Below are 19,011 nucleotides of genomic sequence, written 5' to 3'. Positions count from 1 at the left end.
CAGTAAACCCTCGTACTGTAAGTAGCACTTGTAACGAGTAAAGCCGTGAAATTACCAGACCTAGACTCCGAAACAATCGACAGAATTCTTGAAATGGCATGGGAAGATCGCACTCCCTTTGAAGCGATCGCACTGCAATTTGGTTTGGATGAGCCACAGACGATTGCACTAATGCGACGAGAAATGAAGCGATCGAGCTTTGAGATGTGGCGGAAACGAGTGACAGGACGCAAAACCAAGCATTTGAAACAGCGAGATTTTGTAGAAGGACGGTTTCGCTCTCAGAATCAGAAAGGCTCCTAGAAGACGTACCAGATTAGAGAGCCGTCCTAAAATAAAAGCTGTGTGGCAACACTCGTTTATCCTTCATCCTTCTAGATTCATGCTCCATTCCGAATTTCAGCAAAGACGCGATCGCTACTTGGCAAAAATTGGTAACGGCACAGCAATTTTTCGCAGTGCGCCGATGGCAGTGATGCACAACGATGTGGAATACAATTTCCGCCAAGATAGCGACTTTTACTATCTGACGGGATTCAACGAAGCTGATGCAGTCGCAGTCTTTGCACCCTGGCATGAAGAACACAAATTTATTCTATTTGTGCAGCCAAAGGATCGAGATAAGGAAACCTGGACAGGTTATCGCATCGGAGTCGAGGCAGCGAAAGAACTCTATGGAGCGGATGAAGCTTATCCGATTACTGAACTCAATGAGAAATTAGGGCAGTATGTCACGAAAGCTGAAAAACTTTACTATCACTTTGGACGAGATCGCACGTTTAACGATCTCGTTCTCAGACTTTGGCAGCGCTGTGTCGCTTTATATGAACGCAATGGAGTAGGGCCTACGTCGATCGAAGATCCAAGTTTTACCCTGCACCCTATGCGACAAGTGAAAAGCGAATACGAGCTTTCCGAGATGCGGCGGGCGGTTGAAATTGCGGCGGAAGCGCATAATCTGGCTCTGAAAATTCGCAAGCCTGGAATGTATGAGTATGAGATTCAAGCCGAAATGGAGCATTTATTTCGGCTCAGAGGTGGGCAAGGCATTGCTTATCCTTCGATCGTTGCATCCGGCAAAAATTCTTGCATTCTGCACTACACCGAAAACGATCGCCAAATGCAAGACGGCGAGCTTTTACTCATTGACGCAGGCTGTTCTTACAACTATTACAACTCAGACATTACCCGCACCTATCCGGTCGGCAATCAGTTTACTGAGGAGCAGCGGATTTTGTATGAATTGGTGTTGAAGGCGCAACTTGCTGCGATCGAACAAGTCAAACCTGGCAAGCCGTGGAATGAATTTCATGATGCATCGGTTCGAGTCATCACGGAAGGATTGCTGGAATTAGGCTTACTACAAGGTGATATCGAAGAAATCATCAAAGAGGAAAAATACAAAGCCTTTTTCATGCATGGAACAGGACACTGGCTCGGCTTAGATGTACATGACGCAGGCGCGCGAAAAGTCGGAGAAACCTGGTTGAATTTTCAACCGGGACAAGTCGTGACGGTTGAGCCGGGAATTTATATTCGCGAGGACTTCCAACCGCTCGAAGGACAGCCGGAAATTAGCGATCGCTGGCGAGGAATTGGCATTCGGATTGAAGATGATGTCTTAGTGACAGAAACGTCCAATGAAATCCTGACCGCAGCAGTTCCGAAATCACTTGAAGCAATGGAGCGATAAGAAATTCGCACTGTGCAGCGCATCTACGCACACAGTGCGACAAAGATTAAAATCAGGTGTACTATAACAAGCTGTAGCGTGAACCAGAGAAACTCATGGGATCAACGGCACAATTTGGACTGATCTGCTTTGTCATTTTTTTCATCTTCTCCCAAGCGTTTGAATGGGCAAGCGAGATCAAATTACCTCTGCCAATTTTTATCTTAGGCGGCGCATTTCTCGCGATCGCATCTAACTTTGATCGCCGCGCCGGCTTTCCCTTTAATCTGCTCAACACTGTTCCGCCTCCTGAAGAACCCCTCATCCCTAGCGCACCTCCGACGATCGCGCAATCCTCCACACCGAAATTTCCTCAGGAAGTTTCTTTCACCATTCGCAAGCCGGAAAAACTCGATCAGTGAGATGCGCCCGTCTTCCGTCACAATGAGATATGAGTGACGTTTTTTCTCCTGACCCTTATGTTGAACCGTTTAGTCTCTGTTTTTATCGCCGTTTTCATCGTCTGTTTTACGATCGCTCAACCGGCTTGGGCAAGTCTGACCGACGATCGATATGATGGCGAGATCTTCGCACTCTATGCTGGAAATGGCTCACTCGTTCCCCCCAAAGTCACTTTAGCCGACTCTTTCAACCAAAAGAAACCTGCACTGCTTGTGTTCTACACAGACGACAGCAGCGACTGCAAACAATACACCAACATCGTTTCTCAAACTCAAGCCTTCTATGGGCGCGTCATCGACATTCTCCCAATTCGAGTCGATTCGCTCCCCATCAAAGCCAAATTTGATCCCAAAGAACCAGGCTACTACTACAAAGGCTTCGTTCCTCAAACTGTCTTATTTGACCAAAACGGAAAAGTGCGCCTCAACGAAATTGGCTCGATTCCTTACGAAAAAATCGATGACGAATTTCGCAAAGTCTTTGATTTGCTACCTCGATCAGAATCGGTCATTCTCAAACGTCGCCCAGTCAACGAAATCAATTCCGAACTCGTTCCTCAATCAAAATCTTAAGAATCAGATCAGAAAAGCCCACGGCTCTAGATTTACTCGGTACTATGACGGATAGGACACCTAGCCCCTTTGCCTGAGATGCCCCAAATCTATAGCACTGAGGAACTGATCCAAATCCTGTCACGAGAGCGGCACGCCTGCATGAATGGGCAACGCCTCAATCTTGCGGCAATGCCCTCTGGCATTAATCCCCTGCTTGATCGCTTCGTCAACTCGGACGGAATTCAGCGATTTACTGCCTACCGAGACTTCCGCACAGCAATTCACCAGTACCAGCTCGAGCATCAAGTCTCAGGCATCGTCTGGTCATCGATGACGATCAAGGGGAAAACCTGTACTTGCCCCAAAATTCATGAACACCTTATCAGTCTGCCTTCTGATCTTGCAATTCTCAGAGCCGAGAAAATTAAGATTGTGCAATTCTGGCAAAATCTCACGACTGAATTAGATCTCTATCTCAGTATGAACAGCGGTAAACTGTACCAGCTGATTGCTCAAAAAGATATCGATCGCATTTTGCACCGCTCAGAATGGGCTGTCCTTAGCCAGCAAGGAAAAGACGAAACTCTAGAACTGATCTTGCAACTCGGCTGGGGCAAACCCGAAGAAGCTGTCTACCGTCGTGGGTTTCCCGAATCTGGCAGTGAGTACATTCATGCTGTGCAACCTGGCTATGTTCCAATTGGATAGCACGCTATTTTCGATGCAAAAGATTTCTGTTGAAATTAGACTAGAATAATAAACACTTCAGAGCATGATTTTCCAACGTTTTATGTAGGGTATAGTCTATCTTTTAACCCTGCATAAATGAGTTCTGTTTTTCAATAATAAGTAGCATTTTATACATCTAGGTGCATCAATTGAGTTCCTAATTTAGTGAAAGAATGTGCTTGTGAAATCATCACTTTCAACCCAGGCAGGTGAGCAAAAAATGGTGGGTGAAAAGATCGCCATTATTGAAGATGAAGGCATCGTTGCGCTAAATCTTTGCTCACGCCTAGAAGCTGCAGATTATGCGGTTACAGGTATCGCGAACTCTGCAAAATCTGCTTTGGCTCTTGTTGCAAATACAGCACCTGATCTCGTTTTGATGGATATTGGACTGAAAGGTCAGCAAACGGGGATTGAAGTTGCCCAAACCATCCACGATCGCTGGAAAATCCCGGTCGTATTTCTCACCGGGTATACCGATGCAAGTACTTTGAATTCAGCCCAACAAGCTGAGCCTTTTGGCTTTTTATTAAAGCCGATCGAGCCGAGTGAACTGTATAGCGCGATCGCAATTGCCCTGCAACGTCACCAAGACCAACAACAACTCGAGCGCCTCGTCCAGGAACGCACTTGTGAATTAGCCTTAGTCAACGCGCGGCTTCAGATTGAAATCGAAGAGCGTGAACGATCGGCTACGGAAGTTACACAAGCTTTAGACGAACTGAAAGAGCTAAAATCTCGGTTTATCACAACGACTTCGCACGAATTTCGGACTCCATTGGCGATCGTCCTGACCTCTGCCGAACTTTTAGAACGACTAGGAACAGACTGTTCCGAAGAACGTCGCTCTCGCTATTTCCAAAAAATCCGCGAAGCCGTTCGATCAATGACAACGATTCTCACCAATGCGCTTACGTTCCGAAAAACAGAGGCTGAAGGCATCGAATTGCAGCTGCATACATTTGACCTACATCGATTTTGCAGCAGCTTACTGTCAGATATTCAAGGCGAAATCGAATTGAACTATGTTGGCAATTGCACTCAGGTCATGCTTGATCCAGAATTGCTGACCTTAATTTTGCATCATCTTTTGAGCAATGCCCTCAAATTTTCTCCTGCACACCAACCGATCAACTTAAAAGTGCAATGCTCTGGCGATCACGTTGTGTTGACAGTCAGCGATCAAGGTGCGGGCATTCCAGAACAAGATTTACCCTTAATTTTCGAGCCATTTCACCGTGCGAAAAACGTAGATACAATCGCAGGTGGCGGCTTAGGATTATCGATCGTCAAACAATGTGTCGAATTACAGGGCGGTACGATCGACATCAAGAGTAAAGTAGGACAGGGCACAACCGTGCAGGTTCAACTTCCACTCACTCTAGCCGTTTAGTAAATCTCAAATCCAAGGGCAAATTCTTCTGGCTTGTCCGAAATAATTTCGATCGTATATTCACCATCCATGGGCAAACGTCCCTGCCAATTCTGCGACTCAGTCGAACTGCCGCCAATGCGCTGCCCATTTGGTGCAAGAACTGTTAGGAGCGATTTCCCTTTCAGAACGCGTACTGCCATCACTTGGCGACCAGATGCTTTTAACAAATATTTGCGACTTTGATTAGGCTGAAGCTTTCCAGTGACTACTGTCTGTGTCTTGTTGCGTGGGAATCGAACATGCTGAATATTTGAATCGATAAATTGCGAAATGGGCGTGATTGCCACATCTAGCGAATATGAGCCTACTCCTGTTACCTGAATCGTATACCGATCGTTCTTTGGCAACTGACCTGTCCAATTCCGAGTCTGATGAGACGAACTATCAATTGCCTGCCCATTCGATTGCAGCAAATTCATCAACACCCCTGTTCCTTCAACCGTCACAGTCATAATCTGCCCCTGTGCAGCTTCAACAGTATAGGGTTGAGAGGTTTGCTCCAGTAAGTTTCCTTGCAGCACAGCCGAAATTTCTCCCGCTGGGATGACAATCCGCTGCGGCTCTCCATTACTCACAGTTCCGGAATTCCGAAAAGGAGCAGCTGTCCTGATCTGTTGGGTACTTGGTAAGGGATCTGTGATCCGAAACAGATGCAATCCAATTCCTGTAGAAACCAGTAGGCTGGTTGCGATCGCGGTCGGAACTGCGAATCTGCTCATCGTTGAAGTCTTTCTAGATACTGAAGAACTTCTAGAGAGTCCTGATCTTGACCTACCCGAAGCCTCATTCTCAGTGTTGCTGCTCATCGATAATCGCGTCCTAATTGTCGTCGTGACCTGCTTCAAGCTGGTATCTCTTGCTGCGGGTGCAATCTCTCGTTCAATCAACTGAAGCGGCTGTGACATCGGATTCAGTAGGGTGCTTTTTACCGATTCCTCTATCAAGGGCTGTAGGTCTGCCCATGCTTCGCGTGCAGATTGATAGCGATCGCTCGGATGCAGCGACAGCATTTTCTGAAATATCAATGCCAACTCATCGCTGATCTGACTATAAGGCTGCCATTGCCATGCCAACGTCTGGCTATCCAGAAGATTTTGAGGCTCTCGACCTGTCAGGAGTACTAGACAGGTCGCTCCTAACGCATAGAGGTCACTATGTGGAGAAACATTCCCCGTTTGTAGCTGCTCGGGAGGAGCATAACCCACCTTTCCTACCCGAGTAATCGTCGAAATAATCGGCCAATGACTTGCTGCTTCCTTCACTGCGCCAAAATCAATTAATATCGGCAAGCTTTGGTTCGTCGTTGGTGTCACGACAGCCGGAATCACCCTTTCACGCACTTCAGCGGCTCTCAAGATGATGTTTTCCAGAGAAATATCTCGATGAATAATATCTCGATCGTGCAAATAAGCTAGAACAGGCAATAAATGATTCAGCAAATGTAAAATTTCGGCTTGAGAAAATGCTTCTCCGTTCTGCCGTCGAGCCTGCAATAAATCCCGATACGTTTGCCCTTGCACAAAATCTTGAACGAGAAACAGCCGCTGTTCACTCTCAAATGCTGCCCAAAACCGAGGAATTTGCGGGTGCTGAATTTGATAAAGCGTACTTGCCTCACGCTGGAACAGTGCTTTCGCTTTCTCCACTAAGCTGTCATCTTGATATGGAACAGTAAATTCCTTAATAACGCATAGCTCATCAAACCGTTCTTGGTCAACGGCTAAATAGGTTCGTCCAAATCCGCCTTGACCTAAGATTTGCTTGATCAAATACCGTTGCCGGAGCAGCGTTCCTGATGCGATCGAAGATACCATAGTGGGATGCACAACTTTGAAAACAGCGCAAGGGATGACTTGCTGTAATAATTGTTACTCAGACTTCGGTATTATTCCTATGGGGTGAAACCCCTCACCGCGACGGCAAAATTTCAATCGGTTGCCTTCTATCGGGATCACTCCGTTGATAGAGGAAGGCATGAGTTGACCAAATGCATACTTATGTAAAGCATTTCACTGGTGTTTTGGCTTGACTCTCTTAGGAAGTTAAGCGAAACTGACAGATAATCAGAAACCACTCTTATTAGCTGCTAAGTTCTGTAACGTTTTAAAGTGAAATTGCTGGAACTTTGAATAGAAGTAACTTTCGACTTTGTTTGACAAGCCTTCCATTCCCAGACATTTTGCTAAGTACCTTCTAGACATTGGGCAAAGCGCATGGAGACGTTAGAGTTCATCATCTATCCAGACGGTCGGGTGCAAGAGAAAGTAACCGGAATTATTGGGACTTCTTGCGAAGAAGTCACTGCTGCGATCGAAGCTCAGTTGGGTCGAGTTATCGCCCAAGAACGCACCTCTGAATACTTTGCCCAAACGGTTCAGCAATCCGAAACGGTAAAGACCCAAGCAACGTACAGCGATTGGTAAGTTCGTATAGACCCCTTACAATTCGATTCGTAACCATTTGCCATGTCACATTTTAGTCAAATCAAAACTCAAATCCGCAACCTCACTTCCTTACAATCTGCGCTCTCGGATTTAGGAATGGACTGGAAAACCGGTCCTCGAGACGTTCGGGGATATCGCGGTCAGACTCAATCTGCAGAAGTTGTGATCGAACAAAACAACGGTTACGATGTCGGTTTTGCCTGGAACGGTCACGAATATGAGCTGGTTGCCGACCTTCAGTTCTGGAATTTGGATAACTCCGTCGATCGTTTCTTGAGTAAGGTAACGCAGCGCTACGCTTATCACACAATTGTGAATGAAGGCGCTGACAAAGGCTTCCAGGTTGCCGAGCAGCAAAAGAACGAAGATGGTTCGATTCGTCTAGTTTTACAACGCTGGAGCGCGTAAATGGCTGACTCCTTCCAACTACCCGAAGGTGATAATTCTCCCTCTGGGGTTGACCCCGAACGGTCTGGACTGGAACCCGAATTGGGTGGGTTTCTTCGTGAGACAGAAGGGCGATCAGGTTTTGAGCCTGAGTTGGGAGGAGTTTTCCGACAAAAGGGTGTGTACGTCGATGAAATTACTTGCATCGGCTGTAAGCATTGTGCTCACGTTGCCCGAAATACTTTCTATATTGAGCCAGACTACGGCCGATCGCGTGTGATTCGCCAAGACGGGGACGCTGAAGAACTCATTCAAGAAGCGATCGAGACCTGTCCTGTCGATTGTATTCACTGGGTCAATTACGCTGAGTTAAAACGACTGGAAGAGGAGCGTAAGTATCAAGTCATTCCAGTTGCAGGTTTCCCAGTTGACCATGCCATGATTGCGGTAAGTCGCCGACACCAGAAATCAAGACTCAAACGTAGGACTCAAGATAGCTGAATTGAAAAAATCTCTTGATCATTAAGTTGAAAGGTTTTTTAATCGTCATTCTTCAGGAGCCAGAGAGTCAGACGCTTCCTCTAACTCAGAGCGATCATTGCTTGCGCCTTGCAGGGTAAAGGGCAGATGCGCGCCTTTCAAGCCGCGTATAATCCGTTCAGGTGTCTCTTCAAAGACGACAAATAGAGGGTATATTTTGTCAGCCCCATCATTCAGGATGTGCTGGTGACGAGGTGGCATCACCCACTCATAATCTTTCTCTAAAACAATTTGTGTCCGTCGCCAACGACTTAACAGCTCAGAAAAATCTTCATCGGGTTGATGAATAAAGATAAAGATTTCTTTTCCGGTTTTGATTTTCCACTCTGGATCACACATCAAGATTGCTAATTCACACGGCAAAAGATGAGATTCAAGCGTTGTGATGTTGGTTCCATTGGCTGCCATTGTTGTATGGCGAATTCGCACGATCGGCAATGGAATCGTAAGCACACTCTCCTCTGCCCGTCGCATACTTGGAATCATTTCTAGATAGGCGCGGTGGCATTTTAGAAGCTCGATCGCTTCTGTGGAATGACTATATGTGGCGAGTAATTCTTCGTATTGAACTTTTTGAGCGGACATTGCGACGGCTTTGGGATCAACAATAGATGAACAACAAAGGTCAGATGCGGTGAACTTGTGCCCCATACATCTGACCCGAATTTGTAAAATAACGGAATGTGATTGCGCACTAACCGAGCTTTTCAAAGATGGCAAACATCGGTAAGTACATTGCAACGAGAATACTGCCGACCATGCCGCCCAAAAACAGAATCATAATCGGTTCCATAATGCTTGTTAGGGCTTTCACAGCTTGCTCAACTTCATCCTCGTAAAAATCTGCAACTTTCATCAGCATTTTGTCGATCTCGCCGGTTTCCTCACCAATGCTGATCATTTGAATTGCCATTGCTGGAAAAACTTGCTCTTTTTGTAACGCAATACTGATCATGCCGCCTGTCTGAATTTCTTTGCGGGCTTCATCAATCGCGTTTGCGACAATCTGATTTCCCGAAGTGTCCCGGACAATTTCCAAACAGGTCAAAATTGGAACGCCCGATCGAGTCAATGCCCCAAAAGTCCGACAGAACCTCGCAGTTGCAGTTTTCTGAATGAGATCACCAAATAATGGCATCTTTAAAAAGAAGCGATCCATTGTTTCGCGGCCAACGCGAGTTTTGTAATACTGCTTGTACGCGAAAACCATTGATGGAACAATAATAAAAAGGCTAAACGCTGATGGACTGGTTAGAAAAGCACTGATATCCAGCATGAGTTGAGTAAATGCTGGCAGATCGCCCCCCATTTGTTTAAAGATATTTGCAAAGATTGGGATTAAGAAGATCGTCATTCCCAAGAAAATTAGTGTTGCAAGCACCCCAACTACAACTGGGTAGCTCATCGCTGATTTAATTTGGTTCTGCAAGCGGGCAACATCCTCAAGCAGTTTTGCCAAGCGATTGAGCACTTCATCGAGTACTCCACCCGTTTCCCCAGCTTGCACCATACTGACATATAAGCCATCAAAGCATTGAGGATGTTTTCTCATCGCCTCAGACAGGTTGACCCCTTGCTGAACATCTGAGCTAATTTCCATCAGTGCTTTCTTCAATTTGGGATTGGTGCACTGATCCGCCAATACACCTAATCCTCGAACTAGGGCAACCCCTGCGTTTACAAGTGCTGCAAACTGACGCGAAAATACTGCTCTGTCTTTGACCGTGACAGAAACCATTGAAGTTTGAAAATTGGCAAAGCTCTTATTGATATCAAAGGCTTCGTTTTCTTTCAGTTCTTGCACAAACAGTCCTTGTTCACGCAAGGCAGACCGCGCATCACTTAGAGAATCCGCGATAATTTTTTCCTTTTTGGCGTTTCCTTTAGCGTCTCGGACGCGGGCAACATAGGTTGGCATAGATTTTCGGTAAGAGGTAGAAAAAATGGAAGATGCGGATTCCGCAAAGTGATCGATCTAAAAAATCACCTTCTCACTAAGATGTTGAGTAGAAGGTGTGAGTAACTTGAGTTAGCGCTTCACTGCTGTGCCTGCTGCACCATTCGGAACTCCACCAATTAAGCGCTGAAGTTCATCAGGACGAGAAGTTTTAGAGGCGGCGGCTTCAAATGTAATTAGTCCAGCTTTGTATTGATCAGCTAGCACTTTTTCAAGGGTTTGCATTCCCAATTTTCCGCCTGTCTGAATTGCTGAGTAAATTTGGGCGGTTTTCCCTTCACGAATCAGGTTGGCGATCGCAGGGGTGACAATCATAATTTCCTGAGCCATGACTCGCCCATATTCACCCGGTTTGGGATTCTTCTTCGGCACCAGCGTTTGGCTGAAGACTGCAACGAGTGAGTTGGAAAGCTGCACCCGCACTTGCGTTTGACGCTCGGATGGAAAGACATCAATCATCCGGTCAACGGTTTGTGCCGCAGAACTCGTATGGAGCGTGCCGAAAACTAAGTGACCTGTTTCTGCCGCAGAAATTGCTAGTGAGATAGTTTCCAAGTCCCGCATTTCCCCAACCAGAATAATATCTGGATCTTCCCGGAGAGCTGCTTTTAGAGCATTTGCAAAGCTCTTTGTATCTTCATGAAGCTGGCGTTGGTGAACCAAACTTTTGATAGGTTCGTATACAAATTCGATCGGATCTTCGATCGTCAAAATATGTTCTGCACGAGTGCGGTTGATCAAATCAATCATTGCAGCTAAAGTCGTTGTCTTACCTGAACCGGTAGGACCTGTAACTAAGATTAATCCTCTTGGCTTTTCGGACATTTCTCGAACGACATCGGGAAGATTCAGTTTTTCAAAATTTGGAATTTTGGAACTGAGTGCCCGTAGACATGCAGCGTAAGTTCCGCGATCTTTGTAGACATTGACCCGAAAACGAGCTAATCCGCGCACACCATAAGAGCAGTCAAGCTCCCAGTTTTGCTCTAGTGTTTTGCGCTGAGTGTTATTCAGCATACTGAAAATCAAACGCTGACATTCTTCTGCACTGAGAACATGATCGCTGACGGGTTGAAGATGTCCGCTGATGCGAAAATAAGGCGGCAGTCCTGCGGTCAGGTGCATGTCAGAACCGCCCATTTCGATGAGTTGTTCCATCAAGTCTTCGATCATCATTTCCATGTGAGTTGCTCCTTAAGAGATAAGAACGAGTGCAAATGAGTTAAGGTCAAGGATTAATCTTGGAAGCGCGGAGTCGTGCAATAGTGGCAGTCGAGCCAATCCTGCTGCATTTCTGCTCCACAAGTCCGGCAGGTGAGCGAAGTCTTACGCTTTGCCTTGAGTTCGGCTTCGAGTCCAGTGTCAGTGAAGGTGACCCGCTCAATTTCTTCAAGCGTGCAAAGTCCTTTGCGAACAAGATCCAAGCTGTAAGCGAGTAGGGTTTGCATTCCTTCTTCCACAGCTACTTCTTTAATTCGTTCAGTCGGAGCGCCCTCTGTAATTAAGGTCTGAAGCGCTTCTGTCACTCGCATCACTTCATAAACCCCGAGTCGTCCTTTATAACCAACCCCGCTACATTTCTGACAAAGTTGATTTTTCGAGCGAGCTTCCTGAATTTCCTGGGGACTTAAAGTGTTGGCTTTATATAACGTCAGTTGGGCATCACCCGCACTGGTTAATCCGAAGCGAGCAAGTTCTTCGGGGGAAGGTTGGTAAGGGATTCGGCATTCGTCACAGACTTTCCGAACCAAACGCTGAGCAACAACACCCAGCAATGCGCCGGACACCATGAAGGGTTCAACTCCCATTTCATCGAGTCGAGCGATCGCACCTGCGGCATCATTGGTGTGGAGAGTGGTCAAAACCAAGTGACCCGTCAGAGCAGCTTCGATCGCGGTTTTTGCTGTTTCTTTGTCGCGGGTCTCACCGACCAGAATGACGTCCGGATCTTGTCGTAGGAACGCTCTCAAAATTGCAGCGAAGTCCATCCCTTTTTCCCGGATGACCTGAACTTGGGTAATTCCAGGGAGAGAATACTCGATCGGGTCTTCAGCCGTACTAATGTTGACTCCAGGTTCGTTACGTTCAGCCAAAGCTGAGTACAGTGTTGTGGTTTTTCCGGACCCCGTGGGGCCAGTTACTAACATGAGACCGAAAGGACGTTTCACCATTTCTTGAACGATTCTCAAAGAAGTTTCGTCCGTAATCAACTTATCGAGTCCAAGCTGTGTCGCCGAATTATCTAGAATCCGAAGGACAACTTTTTCGCCATAGCGACTGGGGAGTGTGTTGACTCGGAAGTCTACTTTGCGACCGTCATAAATCCGGCGAATCCGGCCATCCTGCGGCGCTCGACGTTCTGCGATATCGAGTTGAGAAATAATTTTGAAGCGTGCCACAACTGCGGGGATAATCTTCTTCGGAAAAGGCTCAAACGCTTCTCGTAAGACTCCATCTTTACGAAATCGGATGCGGAGAGATTCTTCTTGCGGTTCGATGTGAATATCAGAGACTGCCATTTGCAGTGCTTTAATCAGAATTTTATTCACCAGCGCAATGATCGGAGCGGCATCAGCCTCAGCACCAGCATCGAGATCCATCTCTGCGCTGTCATCTTCTGATAGCTCGGCAAGGGATTCTAACCCTTCGAGATCTGAGCGCACATCTACTCTAGATTGGGCTTCAAGCTGCTTCTCCTGCTCAAGCCGAGCATCCATGTAGGTAGAAATCAGCCGCTGATAATCATCGATCGTAATGACTAATCGCTGCAATCCAATGCCTTTTGGACGTAAGATGCGATTTAATTCATCCTGCGCTGCTAGATTGTCGGGATCCACCATTGCCACAAGCACAAAAGGTGGATCGGTCTCGCTTTGAGAAAGGGGAATGAGATTATAACGACGGCAAAGCTCAATTGGAATCAACGTGTCGATTAACTGCCCGACTTGAGCGGAAGAAACCTGATTGAGTTCAGGATCAAGAGATTCAACGCCGTAAAGAATCTTCAACTCAAACAGTTGCTGCCGTTTATATTGGCGAATCAAATCCGGTGACAGTTGCTGCCCGGTCAGCGCTTCTAGCACGGCAGTCAGCGGTCTACCTGACTTTCGACATTCAATAAGAGCCTGCTGCATTTGCTCGTTATTGACATAGCCAGATTGAATCAATTTATTGCCAAACGGCGAAAAATTGTTTTGAACAACAAGGGCGCGCCGCTGAGAAGAAGAGTTTGTCATAACGGATGAACGAAGATCACCTTATTGAGCATTCCCAAAATGTTTTTTGAAGAACGCTTGGATTGAATGAGATCGAGCTTCAAACCGAAGGCAGTGCGATATGATGCTTAACGGTTGTAAGCAGTGCGGCATCTGAGGACTCATTCGCTAGGATGGAAGAAGTTTGCTTAAGCCAGCGTTCTATACAGGGGAATTAGCGCACGATGATCGACGAACAAAATCAACAAGTAGACGAAACTCAAGTTTCAGCCAGTGAATCTTCTGAACCAACTTCTACTCCGTCTGAGCCAGCGAGTGAAGCCGTGGAAACGGAAGTTGCTGCAACAGCTTCTGAATCTGAAGATGAAACGGATTATGAAGCGGCATTTATGGAATTGCGATCGAATTATGCTGCGAAAGAGCGAGAAATTGAAGGTCTGAAAAAGCAAGCAGATGAACTCAACAATCAGTACATGCGGATTGCCGCCGATTTTGAGAATTTCCGTCGTCGCACTCAGCGCGAAAAAGAAGAGTTAGAAACTCAAATTAAATGCAGCACCGTGAAAGAGTTGCTTCCGGTTGTAGACAACTTTGAGCGAGCACGATCGCAGATTAAGCCGCAAACTGATGGTGAAGCGAACATCCATAAGAGCTATCAGGGTGTCTATAAGGATATGGTCGATCGCTTGAAGAAAGTCGGTGTTGCACCAATGCGAGCAGAAGGGAAAGAATTTGATCCGAATCTGCACGAAGCAGTCATGCGCGAACCGACCAGTGAACATCCAGAAGGAACCGTGATTGAAGAACTGATGCGGGGATACATGCTCGAGGATAAAGTTCTGCGTCATGCCATGGTCAAAGTTGCAGCACCTCCTGAAGATGGCGATAGTGCCGAGACTGAAGGCTAAGTCTGTTCGTGAAAGTACCGAGGATAGAGCGACTGGATCAGGTTGCCTGTCAGCGCAGCGTTAAAAAATTTCTGCAATAGGGAATCATTCGGAAAGTTAGTTCAAAGATATCCGTATGGTACGGAGAACTAACTTAGAACTTTATGTTCTGCGTTCACCTCGCGTACTTTCGGCAGCGCTAGTTATGGGAAAAGTCATCGGCATCGACTTAGGAACAACCAACAGTTGTGTAGCTGTGTTGGAGGGCGGTCAGCCCTTAGTCATTACCAATTCTGAGGGCGGGCGAACCACGCCAAGTATGGTCGGATTTGGCAAGGCGGGTGATCGCCTAGTCGGTCAATTGGCAAAGCGACAAGCTGTCACTAATGCGGAAAACACTGTATTTAGTATCAAACGGTTTATTGGTCGGCGATGGGATGATACACAGGTCGAACGCTCACGGGTTCCCTACAACTGCGTCAATGGGAAAGATGCGACCGTAGATGTGAGGATTCGCGATCGTAATTACACAGCTCAAGAAATTAGTGCCATGATCCTGCAAAAACTCAAGCAGGATGCAGAAAATTATCTGGGCGAAGAAGTCACCCAAGCGGTGATTACGGTCCCTGCATATTTTAGTGATGCTCAGCGTCAAGCGACGAAAGACGCTGGCACGATCGCAGGATTAGAAGTTCTCAGAATTATTAACGAGCCAACTGCGGCTGCACTTGCGTATGGGTTAGAGAAACAAGATCAAGACCAATGCGTTTTGGTCTTTGACCTGGGTGGTGGAACGTTTGACGTTTCGATTTTGCAGTTAGGGGATGGCGTTTTTGAAGTTAAGGCGACTTCTGGCAATAACCATTTGGGTGGAGACGATTTTGATGCTTGTATCGTAGATTGGTTGAGCCAAACGTTCCTACAACAAGAAGGAATTAATCTTGCAGATGACAAGATGGCGCTTCAACGCCTGAGAGAAGCTGCCGAGAAGGCAAAAATCGAACTTTCTGGAACCCTCAGCACATCGATTAATTTGCCGTTTATTACCGCCGATGAATCGGGTCCAAAGCATTTAGAAACAGAACTGACTCGCGCTAAGTTTGAAGAGCTGGCAAACGAGTTGATTCAAGCGACGCTCAATCCGATGGAGCAAGCGTTGAAAGATGCGAATCTGACGACAGAAGATATAGATCGCATTATCCTCGTCGGCGGTTCGACTCGAATTCCGGCCGTTCAAGATGCACTCAAGAAATTTTTCAACGGCAAGACTCCTGACCGTTCCGTCAATCCAGATGAAGCAGTGGCACTCGGCGCAGCGATTCAGGCGGGCGTATTGGGTGGAGAAGTCAAAGATTTGCTGTTGTTAGATGTCACGCCGCTTTCGTTGGGGATCGAGACATTGGGGGAAGTCTTTACGCGGATTATCGATCGCAATACTACGATTCCCAGCAGTAAAACGCAGGTTTTCTCAACCGCAACGGATGGACAAACCTGCGTTGAAATTCATGTGTTGCAAGGTGAACGGGCAATGGCTCGGGATAATAAGAGCCTAGGTAAATTTCAACTCACGGGCATTCCACCTGCACCGAGAGGCGTGCCTCAAATTGAAGTTGCCTTTGAAATTGATGCGAATGGCATTCTCAAAGTATCAGCGCTTGACAAAGGGACAGGGCGCGCTCAGAGCGTTGAAATTTCCAATACGGGTGGATTGAGCGAGGGTGAGATTGAACGGATGCGTCAAGAGTCAGAACTCTTCGCAGAAGAAGATAGTCGGCGAATGCAGTTGGTTGAATTGAAAAACCAGGCAGATAGCCTCTATCACAGTTATGAAATGACTCTCAAAGAGAATGGTGAAGTCATCAGCGACACTTTGAAATCGCAAGCGAATGAGAAAATTGTTCAACTTAGGAGCGCGATCGCCGATCCAAAGGTTAGTATCGATGAGGTGAAATCGTATCTTGATGGGTTGCAGCAACTGCTGTATACCATTGGTTCAGCAGTTTATGAACATGCTCAACCTGTCGCAAGCTCTCCTTTTGAAACTGATACCAGTTCTCGGATGAGTTTTGAAGATGACACCGTTTCTGCTGATATGAGTGGGTTCACCTTTGAGGCAGATGCAACCGTGACTGCGGATTATGAAACAGTCGATTAGTTCGGCGTTAGGGTAGTAAGATAGGGAGTCTAGACCGTTACCTTAACGCCTTGTATATCCCTTTATTAGCCCTCTTACCCCCTGAATCTCTACCCTATGGCTCGTGATTACTACGAAATTCTTGGCGTTTCCCGTGATGCAGACAAGGAAGAAGTCAAGCAAGCCTTTCGTCGTCTCGCCCGTAAATATCATCCGGATGTGAATAAAGAGCCTGGAGCAGAGGAGCGATTTAAAGAGATCAATCGCGCCTATGAGGTGATTTCTGATCCGGAGGCACGGGCAAGATACGATCGCTTCGGTGAGGCTGGTGTTTCTGGTGCTGGTGCTGCTGGTGGCTATCAAGATTTCGGCGACATGGGTGGTTTCGCGGATATCTTTGAAAGTTTCTTTAGCGGATTTTCAGGTGGTGCTCCAGGCGGCGGACAGACTCGACGAAGAGGCGGCCCGGTTCGAGGGGATGACCTCCGACTCGACCTGAAATTAGACTTCCGAGAAGCGGTTTTCGGAGGCGAGAAAGAAATTCGGATTAGCCATTTGGAGACCTGCACAAACTGTAATGGCAGTGGTGCAAAACCAGGGACTCGTCCCAGAACTTGTACAACTTGTTCTGGAGCGGGTCAAGTTCGTCGGGCGACTCGTACCCCCTTCGGGAGTTTCACTCAAGTTTCAGTTTGTCCGACCTGTAATGGAACAGGGCAGATGATTGAAGAGAAGTGCGAAGTGTGTAGCGGAAACGGACAGCGCCAAGAAACGAAGAAACTGAAAATTACCATTCCGGCAGGGGTGGATAATGGCACCCGATTGAGAGTTTCAGGTGAAGGCGATGCGGGTCAGCGCAGTGGACCTGCGGGTGACTTGTATGTTTATTTGTTCATCAACGACGATCCTGATTTCCAGCGCGATGGCATTAATGTCTTGTCTGAAGTCAAAATCAGCTACTTGCAGGCAATTTTAGGATCTCGCATTGAGGTGAAGACCGTTGATGGTGAGGAAGAATTGACCATTCCAGCAGGCACACAGCCAGGAACAGTTCTGACCTTGGAAAATAAGGGAGTTCCTAAACTTGGAAATCCAGTCAGCCGAGGCGATCATTTGATCACGGTGTCAGTGGATATTCCAACGCGGATTACTCCCGAGGAGCGCGAATTGCTGGAGAAACTTGCAAAGATTCGCGGCGATCGTGTGGGAAAGGGCGGTGTTGAAGGTTTTATTGGGAAGATTTTTGGCGGATGAGTCAAGCAGAAGAAGCACTACAAATGGATTTACGCGGGACACCTTGCCCGATCAATTTTGTGCGGACGAAGTTGAAATTAGAACAAATGGCAGAGGGAGCTTTGCTCGAAGTTTGGCTTGATCCGGGTGAGCCGATCGAGCAAGTTCCTGATAGCCTGACGATGGAAGGCTATACGGTTGAGAGCATCGAAGATCGATCGAGCTTTTTTGCGGTCAAAATTCGTCGCTGATCTTATGAGTTCTGATGACAAGGTTTTGGAAGAGGATCAGCCTGATCAGGAGCCATTAACAGGTACAGTTCTAGCAGTTCAAGCTAATTTTTATTGGGTACGGCTTCATCAAAAGAGCCTGCCTAAATCTCTGCTGCTCTGTACTCGACGCACTCGGTTAAAGAAAATCGGGCAACGCGTGATGGTGGGAGATCGGGTTTTAATTGAGGAAGCAGATTGGAATGGCGATCGCGGCGCAATTTCTCAAGTCTTGCAAAGACGATCAGAATTAGACCGTCCGCCGATTGCCAATGTGGATCAGATTTTGCTCGTCTTTGCATTAGCATCTCCCACGATCGAGCCATATCAATTGAGCCGATTTTTGGTGAAGGCTGAATCGACAGGATTAGCCGTTAGCTTGGCGTTAAGTAAAAGCGATTTAGTTTCGCAGGATGAGCAGCAAGGATGGAAAGAACGTCTAGCTGAATGGGGCTATCACCCAATATTTATTAGCGTTCGTCAAAAATCTGGTTTAGATGAATTAAAGCAGTATTTAAACAACAAAATTACAGTCGCATCGGGTCCATCGGGTGTTGGAAAGTCGAGCTTAATTAATCAGATTATTCCAAGCGTTGATTTACCAGTTAATGCTGTTTCTGGCAAGTTAGAGAAAGGTCGGCATACTACGCGCCATGTCGAACTCTTTGAGTTACCAACGGGCGGATTATTAGCAGATACACCAGGATTTAATCAGCCTGATTTGTTTTGTTTGCCCCAGGAATTAGCACAATATTTTCCAGAGATACGGCAGAAATTAGCAGGAAAAAGCTGTCAGTTTAGTGATTGTTTACATCGAGATGAACCTGGATGTGCTGTGCGCGGGGATTGGGAGCGATATGAGCACTATTTAGATTTTTTGGAAGATGCGATCGCGTATGAAATTCAGGTTCATCAGCAAACTGATCCTGATGAAGCTTTAAAGCTTAAATCGAAAGGAAAAGGAACTCAGTTTGAGCCGCGTTTAGAAGCGAAGAAGTACCGTCGTGAATCGCGCAAAAATCAACAACAATCGCTGAGAAAATTAGACATTGAGAAATTAATGAAAAGTGAGGAAGACGAATAGTTGAGTTCG

19 protein-coding genes are annotated in these 19,011 nt (G+C 46.7%); 14 read left to right on the top strand and 5 right to left on the bottom strand.

Annotated features, from left to right (window positions below; translation table 11 throughout):
- Nucleotides 1–45: 45 nt before the first annotated feature.
- The 6 genes from ACMUEV_RS12165 (at nt 46) to ACMUEV_RS12140 (ending at nt 4,810) form a co-directional block, all read left to right on the top strand.
- Nucleotides 46–303, top strand: a complete 258-nt coding sequence (locus ACMUEV_RS12165; protein ID WP_026148721.1) for a TIGR03643 family protein — start codon at nt 46–48, stop codon at nt 301–303.
- Between the two features lie 79 nt (nt 304–382).
- Nucleotides 383–1,693 carry an aminopeptidase P N-terminal domain-containing protein gene (locus ACMUEV_RS12160; protein ID WP_017288840.1) on the top strand — a complete coding sequence of 437 codons (1,311 nt, stop codon included), beginning with the start codon at nt 383–385 and terminating at the stop codon, nt 1,691–1,693.
- Between the two features lie 95 nt (nt 1,694–1,788).
- Nucleotides 1,789–2,094 carry a hypothetical protein gene (locus ACMUEV_RS12155; protein ID WP_017288841.1) on the top strand — a complete coding sequence of 102 codons (306 nt, stop codon included), beginning with the start codon at nt 1,789–1,791 and terminating at the stop codon, nt 2,092–2,094.
- Nucleotides 2,095–2,151: 57 nt separating this feature from the next.
- The gene (locus tag ACMUEV_RS12150; protein WP_017288842.1) at nt 2,152–2,706 is read left to right on the top strand and encodes a thylakoid membrane photosystem I accumulation factor; all 555 of its coding nucleotides are present in this window, start codon (nt 2,152–2,154) and stop codon (nt 2,704–2,706) included.
- Between the two features lie 78 nt (nt 2,707–2,784).
- Entirely contained in the window at nt 2,785–3,396 is a 612-nt protein-coding gene (locus ACMUEV_RS12145; protein ID WP_190652029.1) for a hypothetical protein, read from the top strand.
- Between the two features lie 202 nt (nt 3,397–3,598).
- On the top strand, nt 3,599–4,810 hold the full coding sequence (locus tag ACMUEV_RS12140) for an ATP-binding protein (RefSeq protein ID WP_190652030.1): 1,212 nt from the start codon (nt 3,599–3,601) through the stop codon (nt 4,808–4,810).
- Here ACMUEV_RS12140 and ACMUEV_RS12135 read toward each other — a convergent pair.
- Complete coding sequence (locus ACMUEV_RS12135; protein WP_190652031.1) at nt 4,807–6,666, bottom strand: serine/threonine-protein kinase; 1,860 nt, start codon at nt 6,664–6,666, stop codon at nt 4,807–4,809. The two genes, ACMUEV_RS12140 and ACMUEV_RS12135, sit on opposite strands and share 4 nt — an antisense overlap.
- A 399-nt stretch (nt 6,667–7,065) precedes the next feature.
- On the opposite strand from ACMUEV_RS12135, the gene ACMUEV_RS12130 reads away from it, so the two are divergent.
- From ACMUEV_RS12130 to ACMUEV_RS12120, 3 genes are read left to right on the top strand one after another with little or no spacing between them, the layout of a single operon-like run.
- Nucleotides 7,066–7,275, top strand: a complete 210-nt coding sequence (locus tag ACMUEV_RS12130; protein WP_017288846.1) for a DUF2997 domain-containing protein — start codon at nt 7,066–7,068, stop codon at nt 7,273–7,275.
- Between the two features lie 42 nt (nt 7,276–7,317).
- A complete protein-coding gene (locus tag ACMUEV_RS12125) occupies nt 7,318–7,704 on the top strand; it encodes a DUF1257 domain-containing protein (RefSeq protein WP_190652032.1) in 387 nt (128 codons plus the stop codon).
- On the top strand, nt 7,705–8,184 hold the full coding sequence (locus ACMUEV_RS12120; protein ID WP_190652033.1) for a ferredoxin: 480 nt from the start codon (nt 7,705–7,707) through the stop codon (nt 8,182–8,184).
- Between the two features lie 45 nt (nt 8,185–8,229).
- Here ACMUEV_RS12120 and ACMUEV_RS12115 read toward each other — a convergent pair whose 3' ends face one another.
- The 4 genes from ACMUEV_RS12115 to ACMUEV_RS12100 form a co-directional block, all read right to left on the bottom strand.
- The gene (locus ACMUEV_RS12115; RefSeq protein WP_190652034.1) at nt 8,230–8,808 is read right to left on the bottom strand and encodes a hypothetical protein; all 579 of its coding nucleotides are present in this window, start codon (nt 8,806–8,808) and stop codon (nt 8,230–8,232) included.
- A 109-nt stretch (nt 8,809–8,917) separates the two neighbouring features.
- Nucleotides 8,918–10,141 (bottom strand): type II secretion system F family protein, encoded by a 1,224-nt coding sequence (locus tag ACMUEV_RS12110; protein ID WP_017288850.1) that lies wholly within the window; start codon nt 10,139–10,141, stop codon nt 8,918–8,920.
- Nucleotides 10,142–10,252: 111 nt separating this feature from the next.
- Nucleotides 10,253–11,356, bottom strand: coding sequence for a type IV pilus twitching motility protein PilT (locus tag ACMUEV_RS12105; protein ID WP_225885737.1), 1,104 nt, complete (start codon nt 11,354–11,356; stop codon nt 10,253–10,255).
- Between the two features lie 59 nt (nt 11,357–11,415).
- Nucleotides 11,416–13,416 carry a GspE/PulE family protein gene (locus ACMUEV_RS12100; protein WP_017288852.1) on the bottom strand — a complete coding sequence of 667 codons (2,001 nt, stop codon included), beginning with the start codon at nt 13,414–13,416 and terminating at the stop codon, nt 11,416–11,418.
- A 203-nt stretch (nt 13,417–13,619) separates the two neighbouring features.
- On the opposite strand from ACMUEV_RS12100, the gene grpE reads away from it, so the two are divergent.
- From grpE to rsgA, 5 genes are all read left to right on the top strand, one after another.
- A complete protein-coding gene (gene grpE / locus ACMUEV_RS12095; protein WP_017288853.1) occupies nt 13,620–14,303 on the top strand; it encodes a nucleotide exchange factor GrpE in 684 nt (227 codons plus the stop codon).
- Between the two features lie 184 nt (nt 14,304–14,487).
- A complete protein-coding gene (gene dnaK, locus ACMUEV_RS12090) occupies nt 14,488–16,437 on the top strand; it encodes a molecular chaperone DnaK (RefSeq protein ID WP_190652035.1) in 1,950 nt (649 codons plus the stop codon).
- Between the two features lie 96 nt (nt 16,438–16,533).
- Nucleotides 16,534–17,670 carry a molecular chaperone DnaJ gene (gene dnaJ / locus ACMUEV_RS12085; protein ID WP_017288855.1) on the top strand — a complete coding sequence of 379 codons (1,137 nt, stop codon included), beginning with the start codon at nt 16,534–16,536 and terminating at the stop codon, nt 17,668–17,670.
- The gene (locus ACMUEV_RS12080; protein WP_017288856.1) at nt 17,667–17,900 is read left to right on the top strand and encodes a sulfurtransferase TusA family protein; all 234 of its coding nucleotides are present in this window, start codon (nt 17,667–17,669) and stop codon (nt 17,898–17,900) included. The genes dnaJ and ACMUEV_RS12080 overlap by 4 nt, the downstream gene beginning before the upstream one ends.
- Nucleotides 17,901–17,904: 4 nt before the next feature.
- The gene (gene rsgA, locus ACMUEV_RS12075; RefSeq protein WP_190652036.1) at nt 17,905–19,002 is read left to right on the top strand and encodes a small ribosomal subunit biogenesis GTPase RsgA; all 1,098 of its coding nucleotides are present in this window, start codon (nt 17,905–17,907) and stop codon (nt 19,000–19,002) included.
- The last annotated feature ends 9 nt before the right edge of the window (nt 19,003–19,011 follow it).

This window comes from Leptolyngbya sp. FACHB-1624 (assembly GCF_047649235.1).
Lineage (GTDB): Bacteria > Cyanobacteriota > Cyanobacteriia > Leptolyngbyales > Leptolyngbyaceae > Leptolyngbya > Leptolyngbya boryana.
The sequence above is the reverse complement of the archived record's forward strand: the minus strand, read 5'-3'. Positions and strand labels throughout refer to the sequence as shown.